Here is a 12,460-nt window from a genome sequence, read left to right as displayed (position 1 = left end):
TTTTCTGCTGGCGTAAGGTTGTTGTTTTAATTGGATGCGGGACTCTTCTTGGGAATCGGAAGGAAAGCTCGGGTCTCTTTTTGGTAAGCTCGGTAATCGTCGCCTCGGCTCTTTATGGCGTTTCGCTCCGTGGGCGGGATTCCGGTAACTTTGGTTATCAGGAAAAGGAGAATCAGCGGGCTCGCGAGCGAAGCCCAGAAATAGGGGGTGCCGTAGGTGAGGAAAGGGAACGAGCACCAGAGCATCCACTCGAAGAAGTAGTTGGGGTGTCGGGAGAGGGCCCACAGTCCCTTACGGCATGTGCGTCCCTTGTTGTTGGGGTCGCTCCTAAACTTTGATAGTTGGTTGTCTGCAATCGCCTCGCCGGTTATCGCGACGCCAGCGATTCCAATAGCAATCCAATCTCCGACTGCTCCGAAACTTTGTCGGGTCGACATTGCCAGTAGCGGGGCGATACTCATGATGACCGCTGCAAGTGCTTGAAACTGAAAGAATATGAAAGTGCGACGCTTCAGATCGTCTTTCCAGGCTTCTCGGATCTCTTGATATCGTCCATCCTCCTCTTCGTTTGATACTCTGACGAGCAGGTGAGTGCCCAGACGCACGGACCAAGTGAGCGTCAAAGCTAAGGCGAGGAGGCTGCGGGAAATCGCGTTTTCGTAGTTGGCCACGAAATAGAGAATGGCCAAGGCTCCTACTGAGTAGGACCACACGACATCCACGTAGCCGAAGTTCTCTCTTTTCCAACAATATTTGAAAGTGAGGAGCATCGCGATGGACACCATTGCGAGGCCGGTAGCTAGTTGTATGTAGATATTCATGACGCGACGCTGAGACCCTTCTCAAACCCTGCATTGGATTGAGAGTGGGATCGCTCTTCGAAATTGTAGGCCGGCTCGTCTGGACGACCGAAGACCATTTGCATGACGTTAATGTGGCGTTGAAGGAAGCCCGCCTCGCAGTAGGCGAAGTAGAACTCCCACTTGCGCTTGAAGGCTTCGTCGAACCCTTGCTGCTCGATGTTTCCCCACTGTGAGAGGAATCGGCGTCTCCAAAGGTTGAGTGTTTTGGCGTAATGTAAGCCAAAGGTTTCTTGGTGGAGCAGGTCGAGGTTTCCGCTGGACTCGGCGGCTTCTAGCAGGCGACGCGAAGAGGGCAGGTGTGAACCGGGGAAAATGTGTTTCTGTATCCAGTCTACACGTTTGCGGTAACCTTTGTAGATTGGGTTCGGCGTGGTGATAACTTGGACTGCCGCCAACCCTTCGGGCTTCAAAAGCCGTTCGACTTGTTCGAAGTACTGGCCGAGATATTTTTCTCCCACAGCCTCCAGCATCTCGATAGAGGCGATACGATCGAACTTGCCTTCCAGCGTTCTATAGTCCGCGAAGCGAATTTCGATCCGGTCGCGGACCGGACTGTTGGCTACCCGTTTTTGAGCTTCTTTCAACTGCTCTTCCGAGATGGTGATGCCTGTAATTTTACAGCCGTAGTGGGTTGCCGCGTACATGGCGAAACCTCCCCAGCCACACCCAATCTCAAGCAGGTGATGGTACGGTTGAAGATCCAGCTTACGGCAGATCCTGTCGTACTTTTCCTCCTGGGCTTGCTCGAGGCTCTGGGTTTCGCTCGTGAAGAAGGCAGACGAGTACGTCATCGTCGGATCGAGGAAGAGCTTGTAGAAGTCGTTTCCGAGATCGTAGTGAGCGTGGATGTTGCGTCTGCTTTGATCGATGGTGTTGCGACGCCTCCAGTGGGTCAAAGTGTCGGCTGCGACCAGCAGGCCAGAAAGGGCTTTGCTTGCAGCAGGAGTGATGTTTGGCGAGATGTCCTGAAGGTTGACGCAGAACCACTGCAGCAAACCGCAAAGGTCGTCGCTGCTCCAGTAGCCATGCTGGTAGGCTTCGCCAAGTCCGATGCCTTTGTTTAGGGCCACCATTTTAAATGTTTCAGTATTGTGGATACGAAAAGTCGTTGATTTGGCGGAATCGTTTGCCCCGCATTTGTGGATCTCACCATTTGGAAGATGCACCTCGATTGAGCCGACTCTCGCTTGTTTCAGGTTATTGAGGACGACGTTTTGGTATAGGCTAGGCATGGCTTCAGTGGATGGAGTGGTTGTGCGGTTTGAGATAGATGTGTTTGTCCTGTTGCAGTTCAGGCCGGCTCGCTTTTCGACGTACTTTTAGTCCTTTCAGAAAGAGCAGGAATGCGTGCCAGTGAATGCCCCAGACGATTCCTAGCGTGATAGCCGGAAATCGGAGACTATAAGCGATGAGTTTCCAGTCGCTTAATTCGGTTTGTTCGCCGCTGAGGGAACTGGTAAAATAGGGCCGACGCGATTCGGTATCAGATTGGTTGATACTGATCTTGAGCTTTTCGTTGGGAACTTGGAGTTGGAAGTGAAATACTGTATCCAGATCGCTGAACGGTGAAACGTAAAACAGCTTGCTTTGGTCATCTTGGAAGCGATCTGAGCGTCTCTCTTTTATCAGGAAGAGTTTCTGTTCGTTGAAGGTGTTGTCTACCTCGGCGATGGAGCAAAGCGGATCGCCTTCGGGAGTCTTCACGAAGTAGAAGGAGACCGGATTAAAAATGTGGCCGAATGTTCTTAGGTGGGTGAGGAGCCCGATGGTTCCGATCTGGTTCCGAGCGAATCCATTTTCTTCGAGGAACTGGATTACGTTCTCCTTGATGCTTGGCTTTTCCGCATCGTAGTGGTCGCTGACTCGCAATTGGTAGGGAGCCCAACCTCTGGATCCAACCAGGCGGAAGCGCTTCTCGAGCGTTTGCTCCTCGTCCAAATCGATGTAGAACATGAAAAGGCGATAAGAGAAGGCGTGCTTCTTGGGCTTGCTGCGAGAATGGTATACTTTGCAATCATACAGCCGCGATTTCACTTCGCACCTCCTTCCGTTTCAGCAGTAACTCAACAGCGTTGAGGGCAGACCAGAGCGCGTCTTCGTGAAAGCCATTGCGGAAGTAGCTCCCGCAGAAGCTAAGTGATCCTTCCTCATTCAGCTGCTTGAGTCTCGGTTGAGCTTCAATCGCTGCCGTGTCGAAGCGAGGGTGCGTGTAGTGGGTGGACCAGACGATCTTGTCTGGATCGATAGTCTGGTGCGGATCGACGCTGACGAAGTGATTCCCCAGTGGCTCTATGTCTTGGAGATTGTTCATCCAGTAGTGCGTCGAGGCTAGCGTTTCACCGTCCCTCTTCTCATGGGATACGTTCCAAGACGCCCAAGCGTTGCGCGACTTTGGCATTACCGATTCATCAGTGTGCAGAACGGTGTGGTTCTGGTTGTATCCGAAGCGGGACAGTAGCTCGCCTTGCAGCTCTGTCGGGTTAGAGAGAAGCTTCAAGGCGTCGTCGGCGTGCGTGGCGACGATTACGTGCGAGAAAGCTTTGCTTGTCCCGTCGCTTAGTTGAACGGTCGATCCGGTATCAGATTGGTGGATGCTTTTGACCCCGCATCCAACCATCGGAGGTCGGTGCAGCTGGTTCAGAAGCTTTCGCTTATATTGTTCGCTGCCGCCTTTGACAGTCTTCCACTGGTACTGGATTCCGATGCCAAGCATGTGGTGATTCTTCATGAAACCCAGCATGGACTTAGCCGGAAAATCCAAGATCTTGTCTGGAGGCGTGGACCAGACCGCTCCTGCCATTGGCAGGACGAAATCTTCCATGGCTCTGTCTGAGATCGCGTATTCTTGCGCGAAGTCGCCAATCGTGATTTCAGGTGAGATATCACTCTCGAGTAGCCGGTGAGCTTGTGAGAAGAAGTGTTTGATACCCGAATACAAGCTCCATTGTCGGGGATCTAAGATGCGAGCACGCTGAGCGAAGAAACCGCTTCCGCCATTGCTGCAGTATTCCAAACCCGTATTCACGTTACGAACACCGAACGACATGGAAGTCGGGTAGGAGCTGACGCCGAGCTCGTCGAAGAGTTTTATGAGGTTGGGGTAAGTGTGGTCGTTGAAGACCATGAAGCCTGTGTCGATCGGCGTTTCACCTTTTCCGCTGGCGACGAACTTGGTGTTCGTATGGCCGCCGACGTAGTCTGCCGACTCGTATAGATGCACATCGAAGTGATCGCGGAGGTAGTAGGCGCTCGCCATCCCCGCGATGCCACTGCCTATGACTGCAACTTGCGGTTTCATGACGCAGGCTCCGTGGAGTATGGAATGTTGTCTTTGGTGCAGAGGTAGAGCAGAGCCTTCTCCACGATCCCTCTCGCCTTGGCTATCTCATTACCCAGATGCGTATGTAGCTCCGCGTCTTCGGGGGACTCGATTTCGCAGTGCTGGCAGTACTTTTCAAAGGACACTAGGCTCGCAACGAGTGCTGAGATATGGTGCGGACACTCGCACTTGATGCTTGGATTCGAGCGGGCAATCAAGGCGAGCTGTTCCTCGCTGAAAAGTCGGTCTGGAGACTTGTCTGACCGTTGGGCGTTTGCAGCGCTTTGGTGCGACGAGCCAGCGATGGCCGCATGGATGTAGTGAGCCATGAGCTCTGCAGAGCAGGGAGCATTGATCAAAAAAATCCCTTTCTTGGAGAGTTCCGAGATCGCTCCGCGAGGGGCGTAGTCGTAGATGACTGCGAGTGGAACGTTGGGATGTTCGTGGCGAATGACGGCCAAGTCTTGGCGGCAGCTGTTTATGTCGGAGCCGAGCTCGCAAATCACTATATCCGGCGTCTCTCTGGCTTCGCTAGAGGCCTGAAAGCTCTCGGGCAGGATCGAAGTCCAGAGGAGGGCTTTCGGACCGACGGCCAAAATTCGGACGAGCTTGGTTTGGTTTGCCGAGTGTTCTGTACTTCTTGTCTGAAACTCGAGAACACGCTTTCGGAGTCCTTCGATGGGCATTTCGGCAATGGAGCCGATGGAGTCGCCGGCTTCGGTTAGCTTTCGCAGCAGAGCGATTTGCTCCACCTGGCTCTGCGTGTAGCGTCTGCGACCGGAGGCGGTTCTATGAGCCGCTTTAATAAACCTGCGTCTCTCCCAAGTTCTCAAGGTATTGGGCGAAAGCCCGACCATGCGAGCAACTGCTCCTACTTCAAATTGGCCTTCCTCTTGAGCGAGGTCTGTTTTGTTTTGCTCCATATCTGTCTCGGTTGAAATTTAATACGAAGCATTACGATAAATGATGCAGTGAAGCGATTCATATTGAATCGTAAAAATGGTTCAAGAATTGTTCAAATAGCGGTTGGGATCAATAAATACCTGTTGTGCATCAGTTTAAGGCTTGTTCAGTGCTTGTTTGGTTATGATGAGAATCGATTCATGCGTCCTTTTGAAACAATTCTATGAACAGGGTGTTGTGAGCTTTGAACCGATTCGTTTCACGGTTCATAGTCACAAAAAAGGCGCGGTCCCGAGGAACCGCGCCGTGGCTTAAATGCTTCTACTGGAAAATCTAGGCCTTTTTAGACTGAGCGACCAGCTGGTAGAACTTTTCGAAGTTCGGGTTAGCGTCGCTTGGGCCAGGGCCCGCTTCCGGATGGTATTGCACGGAGAAGACCGGCTTATCCTTTAGCTTGATTCCAGCGATGGTGTTGTCGTTCAAGTTGACCTCGGTGATTTCCGCACCGCACTCGGCCAGACCTTCTTCTGAGGTGGCGAATCCGTGGTTGTGAGCGGTGATGGCTACGAAGTCAGTTTCGAAGTTCTTGACCGGTTGGTTGCCGCCGCGATGACCAAACTTGAGCTTGTAGGTCTTCGCTCCGATGGCGTGAGTGATGATCTGATGTCCGAGACAAATGCCGAAAACTGGATAGTCGTTCATCAAGCCGCGAACCGTCTCGTGCACGTAGGTAACGGGCTCTGGATCGCCGGGGCCATTGGAAAGGAAGACTCCGTCTGGGTTGATGGCTTTAATTTCCTCTACTGTGGAAGTGGCAGGGAAAACGTGGACTTCGAATCCGTGGAAGGCCAATTCGCGGAAAATCGACTTCTTGGCTCCCAGGTCGAGAGCGGCGATTTTGAAAATTTCACGTTCGCGGGCTGGCTTTCTGATTGTGGAACGAGTCGGGTTGTAAGGCCAACCAGCTTCTTTGGGGCCGTAGACGTAGGTCGCGGCACAAGTGACCTCTTTCACGTAGTCGGCTCCCACGATGCCTTCCCAGTCCTTAGCACGCTGGACGGCTTCCTCGTCGGAGATATCCTCGGTACTGATGCAGCATTTCATCGCTCCCGAGACACGTAGCTTCTTGGTCAAGGCGCGAGTATCGATGCCTTCGAGGCCTGGGATGCCGTGCTTTTCCAAGTACTCTGGCAGCGTGGCGGTGCTACGCCAGTTGCTGGCGATAGGGCTTAGCTCGCGTACCACGAATCCGGTGCACATAGGCTTGTCGGCTTCGATGTCTTCCTCGTTGACTCCATAGTTGCCGATCATCGGCGCAGTCATGGTGATTATCTGTCCGTAATAGGAGGGGTCGGTCAGGATTTCCTGATAACCGGTCATGCTCGTATTAAAAACAGCTTCGCCAACCACCGTCTTTTTCGCTCCGAAGGCTACGCCTCGGAAAACAGATCCGTCTTCTAGTGCTAGTACTCCTGTCTGGCTGTCGTTCATTAAGGATGGGACAAAAGTTGGTTTGCGGTGGGGCTACAATCCCTTTTTGTGACTTAATCGTAAATATCGCGTTAGCTCGTCTACTCGGGTTGCGCCTTCCAGCCTAATCCAACCTTTCATCCTTCCGAATTTAATCGAAAATATGCCATACACCGAAGACCGAACACACTGGCAATCAGGGCAAGGCCTCTGGGAACATGTCCCCGAATCCGACTGGAACAACTGGACTTGGCAGCTCAAAAATCGCATCACTTCCCTCGAGCAACTCGAGAAGTACATGGAACTCACCCCTGAAGAACGAGCGGGTTGTGAGCATGCCAATACGAAGCTGGCCATGGCGATTACGCCGTACTTTTTCAACCTGATCGACCGTGACGATCCGAATTGCCCGATCCGCAAACAGGTCATTCCACGTGAAGGGGAGATGACAGTCGGAGCGGAGGAGATGCTTGATCCGGTAGGAGAAGACGGGCACTCGCCAGTCCCGGGCCTCGTGCACCGCTATCCGGACCGCGTGCTGTTTTTGGTTACTGACCGCTGCGCTGCCTATTGCCGCTACTGCACGCGCTCGCGTCTTGTTAGCAACGCGCAGGATTACAATTTCCATCCGGAGTTCGAAGCTGGGCTGAAGTACATTGAAGAGCATCCCGAGGTGCGTGACGTGTTGCTCAGCGGCGGAGACCCATTGCTGATGTCGGACAAGAAGATTGATTACTTGCTTGGTCGTCTTCGGGCTATCGAGCACGTGGAATTTATTCGAATAGGATCCCGCATCCCGGTCTTTTTGCCTCAGCGTATCACGCCGGAGCTCTGCGAGATCTTCAAAAAGCATGGCCCGATTTGGATGAGTATACACACCAACCATCCAAGAGAGTGCACTCAAACTCTGAAGGACGCTTGCGAACGACTTTCCTTCGCAGGAGTTCCACTCGGCAATCAATCGGTCTTGCTCAAGGACGTAAATGACGACGCGGACATAATGAAGGCTCTTGTGCACCGTCTGGTGCGCATGCGGGTGCGGCCTTACTACATCTACCAATGCGATCTAATCACCGGTAGCGCTCACCTTCGGGCCAACGTTTGCAAGGGGATCGAGATCATGAAACAGCTCCGCGGCCACACTACGGGCTATTCAGTGCCGCAATTCGTAATCGATGCTCCGGGGGGAGGAGGCAAAGTGCCGATCAATCCTCAGTACATCACTAAGATCGATGACGAGGCGATCCACTTTAAGAATTTCGAAGGCAAACTCTACAGGTATCCGCTTAACACCTACGGTCCACTCGACTCAGATGATGACGACGACTGCAAGTGCGACGCGGAAGAGATAATGTTCTAGCGAGTAGTTGCTAAAGGCTCAGCGAGTTTAGAAGCTTTTCAGTTTCTCATTGATGGAATCGGCAAGGATCGCCGCATGCGGAGCCTTTAGTATTTCAGCGTGCTTGCATTCCACTTGAATCATTTCGCTGTTTGGAGCTACTCGCTGCCAATCCGCTTTACCATGATTTGCGTAAATGTCAGAATCGTTGCAGCGAAATGCGAGAACCGGGCCGCGGTAAGGACTGGTGCGATGGTTTCTAAAGGCGATCTTTACGGAACTTTCCATCAACTCTGTCAGCTCTGCATTCTGCCTATAGGAATCGCTCAGGTATCGCCTGCTTGATTCTCGTAAGCGTCTGATTAGCCTTCTGGCGTTACGGACCATTCGCCGCGGAGCTCTCAGCAATCTGGGATAATTCTCGAATGAGTTCTGGTATCGGGGAATGTTGTCCTCCTCGTTCACTTCATCGCCAATTAGGTGAGGGGATTCCCCATCAATGGAAACGATGAGTGGTACTTGTTTCCCTTTTGCCTCCAGCTGTTTCGCCATCTCGATTGCTACGGCAGCCCCAAAACAGTGGCCGACTAGAATGTATGGGCCGTTGCTATAGACTGCTTCCACTTCCGATAGGTGTCTTGTCGCAATCTCTTGGATACTCTTGCAGGGTGGCTCTGACCCGTCTCGACCGATTGACTGTAGTCCGTAAATAGTACGGTTTGCGTCTAGTTTGTTTGCCAGTTCCCTGTAGAAGAGGACTTGCAAGCCACCTGCGTGAATGAGAAAGAGCGGCACCGAGTCTCCGCCTTTTCTGATCGTCACCAGATTCTTAAGGGAAGGCAATTGTGGTGCGTCTGCTCCGAGTAAGCTTGCGATCGCTGTAACGGTTGAATTTGTGAATAGCACAGACGGAGCAAGTCGTTTTCCGAATTCATCCTCAATTTTTCGAAAGAGCCTGACTGCTTGTAGAGAAGTTCCGCCCAACTCAAAGAAATCGTCGGTTCCATGGCAGGAGCGGACATCCAGTATCGATTCGAAGATACTCGCCACCCGGGCCGTTGGGTTAAGGGAATCTGCTTTTCCCGATGAACCAATTGCAGGGGGATTTTTGATACTTTTCGAGGCGGGTGTTGCAGAGGTCCCAGGTTGGGTTTCAGAAAGAAATTCCGAAGATACCTGCGGCAAATAGAGGGACACGCTACGTCGTCTCAAAGTAATCAGTTTATCGACGGCTTCCTGGAATGTTAAGCGTATATGCTCTACTTCGGATTTCGAAAATGCTCCTGTATCAAAGTCGAAGTTTAGCTTTAGAATGTCTGCTAGCTCAATCGAAAGTGAGAGAGGGGATAGAGATGTGGAGTCGCCCTTGAAGTTTTCGAGTCGAACCTTGCCGGATTCCTCAACCCATGGGTAGTTGGCAATGGTGAGGGTTGTGTCGAATAGGTTGAGGGAGACATTTTCTAAAGAACCGAGGATGCGAGCGGAAGAAAGGTAAGCAAATCGAGATACCATTTCTTGATTCTTCAGAACCGATTGAACCCAAAATTGCAGGTTCTCCCGAGGATCGACATCGATCCGAATCGGTACGGTGCTAGCTAGATTGGCGACGACTGCCTGCGGGTTTGAGATCTCGATGTCGCGTCCTGAGATTGTGTAACCGAATACCACTGATGAGGAATTGCTGAGTGCCGAGAGGGTGAGTGCCCAGGCAGCGGTCAGGATGGCACTCGGTGTTGAACGAAATTCCTTGGCAGTAGATTTTATGGCTTGTAGCTGCTCTGCCCCGACGTCGATTTTTTGGAGACTTCGATTTCCTGCAGTTGTAGTGGTCCCGATATTACAAGGAGAGCAATTTGAAAGATAGTCTTTCCAAAAAGCCGAAGCGCTGGCCTTGGATCGAGACGAAATCCAGCGTTGGTATTCTGAGAAGGCCTCGTTCGCTTCCTCCGTTTTCGATATTTCCGCTCCATTGGCCAAGCGAAGCACTTCCTGCAAGATGATAGAGCTAGACCAGCCATCTATAAATAGGTGGTGGCATTTCCAAAAGAAATGGTGGCGGTCTTTGGCCGTATTGACGAGTAGCAAGCGTTGGGTCGGACCGTGCTCCAAATCGAGGCTTTGACTGAAGAAATCTTCTTTCGTTCTGGAAAGCTCTTGCTGTTGGTCTGACTGCTCTAGATCAGTTAGGTCGAGGGGGGTTATCTCGGCTTGAGAGGTAGGACCGATGATTTGAACCGGTCTCTGTCCCTTCGTTTCCGAGAGCCTGGAGCGGAGGGCGGGATGGGTGCTAAAGACCGTTTTCCAAGCTTGTTCGAGATCAAGTGAATTTGGACTGCCGACAAATTCGCCGGATAGGTTCAGTTCTCCTTGGTCGTCTCTTGGGTTGCCGAGGCGATGTAAGAGCAAGCTTTGTTGAATGTCTGAAATTTCGTACCTAAGTTCCTCGCCTGATTCTCTGTATTCACCCATCGAAGACAGACTCAGAAAATGACTTCGTACCTCCACCAGCAAGGCGTCCATGCTCTTGTTCGGGTGAAGCATCGGGTTGAAGGACCAGTTGACCTCCAATTCGTCATCCCGAATCGCAGCATTGATCTCGAATTGAGCGGTGCGTCGGTTCTGCGGGTCGCGGTTTTCTCCGATGTTTTGGCCAACTATTTCCAGAGTGCCGTTTCCTTTAGTTTCACTCTGTCTTCCCAAGTAGTTAAACGTGATCTCGGGCTCTGGAATCCTAGACCCTCCCTCTCGTGTGTTGAGCCGAGTTCTGATGAGGCCGAAATTCTCACCCTTTGCTGGTATGCGATCCAGCTGGAATTGTACGTCGTTCAAGCAATCCTGAATACCCTCTGAGTGACTCAGATCCAAAACTAGCGGGAAATAGCTGGTCATCCAAGAAACGACGCTGCTGGTATTGGGATCTTCCAAGTCACGTCCATGGCCTTCCACTCCGATCAGGACATTGGGTGAACCTATGAAACCAACTAGAGATTTGGATACAGCAGCTAGAAGAGCGGATTGAACGCTGCTGTAGTGTTTCGATGCGAAGTTTTGAACTGCTTTGGTTTCCCTTTTTCCTAGTCGAAAACTCAAGCTAGCGGTGTCTGCTTCTCGGTTTTTGAGCGAAATTCCGCTGTGGAGTTTTGGGCATTTAGCATAGTCCTGCCTTGTCCAAAATTCAGCCTCGGCCGCCAAGGCTCTGTTTGCTCGGTTCGGGATGTTGGACAAAACTTCTTTCAGTTCAGAGTCACCAACCGCGTTGAGCTCGGAGGGTGTGCTTGGATTGGATAGTTGACTCTCTAAGTCCGAAAGGAGTCTCGTCCACGAAACCGCATCCACCGACCAGTGATGCACTGCAAGAAGAAGTAGTGTCTCGCGATCCGTTTGAAAAATGGCACCTCTCAGCAGAGGACCCTCGGATAAACTCAACTGCGGGTGTAGTTTGTCCGCGGTTGTCTGTATCAGTTTATCAAGTACGTTTTTTTCGAGGCCTCTGGCGTCTACAGTTTCGACGATGTCGTTGGTAACTGAGTAAGTTCTGATGCTCTGGTGCTTTTTGTCTTCGCACAAGGCGAGTCGAAGTGATGCATGACGCGCAAGCAGACTCTGTACTGCATTGCGGATAGTTTCCTCTGTGCGTTGCTTATCAATCTTCAGGAGAACCGATTGGTTCCAGTGGTCGGGGGAGTCTAGATCTTGATCGAGAAACCACTCTTGGATGGGTGTGAGTGGAAGGTGAGAGGTTTCGGAGTTCGATAGAGTGGCTTCGATGCCGACTGGAATTGCGACTTGGGCTTGGTTCCCAGCGGAAATGGAAGCTTTCAGTTTGTTGGGAGAGGGATGTTTGAAGAGGCTGGACACTGAGAATGAAAAACCTCTTTCCCTCAGTTTTGAAATGAGGCTGATTGCCGTAATCGAATCTCCTCCGGCTTCGAAGAAATCGTCATCCGCTTGAAAGTCGGGAACTCCTAGAACGTCACGAAAAATGGATACAATAGCCGTGGGCTGCTCAGCTTTTTCCTGTTGGGCCGACGAAAGGTTGAGCGTTTCGCTTAGGCTGTTGAAGCGTGAATGACGAAACAGATCGGTAACCCGAAGCTCGATTCCTGCAGACCTCGCATGGGAAACGATTTGCATCGCCATGATGGAATCTCCACCGAGCTCGAAGAAATCGTCGTCATCTTCGATTTTCTTGCCAAAGGCTTTTTCCCAGATCGATTTCAGCGGATTAGATTCTTGCGAGCTTTTGGTATCGACGACTGTTTTTGTCCGAGGATCTTTTTTGGCCGACTCGGCTAGCGCTTTCCTGTCGACCTTGCCGTTGGATGTGAGCGGGAGCTTTTCGAGAACATGGTAGTCTTTGGGTACCATGTATTGAGGAAGGTGACTCGATAGGATTTTCTGGAGCTCCTTGCTCGAGGGATGGTCGGAGCTGTTCTTTTGAGTTACGAAGGCGGTGAGACGGTGAGGGCCTATCGGGTGCTTCTTTTTCAGAATTACCAGCAAAGCCTCTCTTTGGCTCGGCGTAAGATCAGCGATCCGATCTGATGTATGCGATTTATCCATACG

General features: G+C 51.7%; 8 protein-coding genes. 1 reads left to right on the top strand and 7 read right to left on the bottom strand.

The window, feature by feature from the left end; translation table 11 throughout:
* Window positions 1-26: 26 nt before the first annotated feature.
* The 6 genes from H5P27_RS18190 to carA form a co-directional block, all read right to left on the bottom strand.
* Window positions 27-821, bottom strand: a complete 795-nt coding sequence (locus tag H5P27_RS18190) for a DUF1295 domain-containing protein (protein WP_185661849.1) — start codon at window positions 819-821, stop codon at window positions 27-29.
* The gene (locus tag H5P27_RS18185; RefSeq protein WP_185661848.1) at window positions 818-2,095 is read right to left on the bottom strand and encodes an SAM-dependent methyltransferase; all 1,278 of its coding nucleotides are present in this window, start codon (window positions 2,093-2,095) and stop codon (window positions 818-820) included. Before H5P27_RS18185 ends, H5P27_RS18190 begins: the two co-directional genes overlap by 4 nt.
* A gap of 4 nt (window positions 2,096-2,099) precedes the next feature.
* Window positions 2,100-2,897: a DUF1365 family protein gene (locus tag H5P27_RS18180; RefSeq protein WP_185661847.1), complete on the bottom strand. Its 798-nt coding sequence runs from the start codon at window positions 2,895-2,897 to the stop codon at window positions 2,100-2,102.
* Complete coding sequence (locus H5P27_RS18175; RefSeq protein ID WP_185661846.1) at window positions 2,878-4,161, bottom strand: NAD(P)/FAD-dependent oxidoreductase; 1,284 nt, start codon at window positions 4,159-4,161, stop codon at window positions 2,878-2,880. Before H5P27_RS18175 ends, H5P27_RS18180 begins: the two co-directional genes overlap by 20 nt.
* Window positions 4,158-5,105, bottom strand: coding sequence for a MerR family transcriptional regulator (locus H5P27_RS18170; RefSeq protein WP_185661845.1), 948 nt, complete (start codon window positions 5,103-5,105; stop codon window positions 4,158-4,160). Before H5P27_RS18170 ends, H5P27_RS18175 begins: the two co-directional genes overlap by 4 nt.
* 313 nt (window positions 5,106-5,418) lie before the next feature.
* Window positions 5,419-6,576 (bottom strand): glutamine-hydrolyzing carbamoyl-phosphate synthase small subunit, encoded by a 1,158-nt coding sequence (gene carA / locus H5P27_RS18165; RefSeq protein WP_185661844.1) that lies wholly within the window; start codon window positions 6,574-6,576, stop codon window positions 5,419-5,421.
* Between the two features lie 142 nt (window positions 6,577-6,718).
* Between carA and H5P27_RS18160 the strand changes: the two genes are divergently transcribed.
* Window positions 6,719-7,915, top strand: a complete 1,197-nt coding sequence (locus H5P27_RS18160; protein ID WP_185661843.1) for a KamA family radical SAM protein — start codon at window positions 6,719-6,721, stop codon at window positions 7,913-7,915.
* Between the two features lie 27 nt (window positions 7,916-7,942).
* Here the strand turns inward: H5P27_RS18160 and H5P27_RS18155 are convergent, their stop codons facing one another.
* Window positions 7,943-12,457, bottom strand: a complete 4,515-nt coding sequence (locus H5P27_RS18155; RefSeq protein WP_185661842.1) for a non-ribosomal peptide synthetase — start codon at window positions 12,455-12,457, stop codon at window positions 7,943-7,945.
* Window positions 12,458-12,460: the final 3 nt, after the last annotated feature.

The sequence above is a fragment of the Pelagicoccus albus genome, from assembly GCF_014230145.1.
GTDB lineage: Bacteria > Verrucomicrobiota > Verrucomicrobiia > Opitutales > Opitutaceae > Pelagicoccus > Pelagicoccus albus.
Note: the sequence above shows the minus strand (reverse complement) of the source record. Positions and strands in the feature narration are given on the sequence as shown.

Excerpts from the sequence above, each read along its gene's own strand:
- H5P27_RS18190 (WP_185661849.1), bottom strand. The coding sequence starts at position 821 with ATGAATATCTACATACAACTAGCTACCGGCCTCGCAATGGTGTCCATC.
- H5P27_RS18185 (WP_185661848.1), bottom strand. The coding sequence starts at position 2,095 with ATGCCTAGCCTATACCAAAACGTCGTCCTCAATAACCTGAAACAAGCG.
- H5P27_RS18175 (WP_185661846.1), bottom strand. The coding sequence starts at position 4,161 with ATGAAACCGCAAGTTGCAGTCATAGGCAGTGGCATCGCGGGGATGGCG.
- H5P27_RS18170 (WP_185661845.1), bottom strand. The coding sequence starts at position 5,105 with ATGGAGCAAAACAAAACAGACCTCGCTCAAGAGGAAGGCCAATTTGAA.
- carA (WP_185661844.1), bottom strand. The coding sequence starts at position 6,576 with ATGAACGACAGCCAGACAGGAGTACTAGCACTAGAAGACGGATCTGTT.
- H5P27_RS18160 (WP_185661843.1), top strand. The coding sequence starts at position 6,719 with ATGCCATACACCGAAGACCGAACACACTGGCAATCAGGGCAAGGCCTC.
- H5P27_RS18155 (WP_185661842.1), bottom strand. The coding sequence starts at position 12,457 with ATGGATAAATCGCATACATCAGATCGGATCGCTGATCTTACGCCGAGC.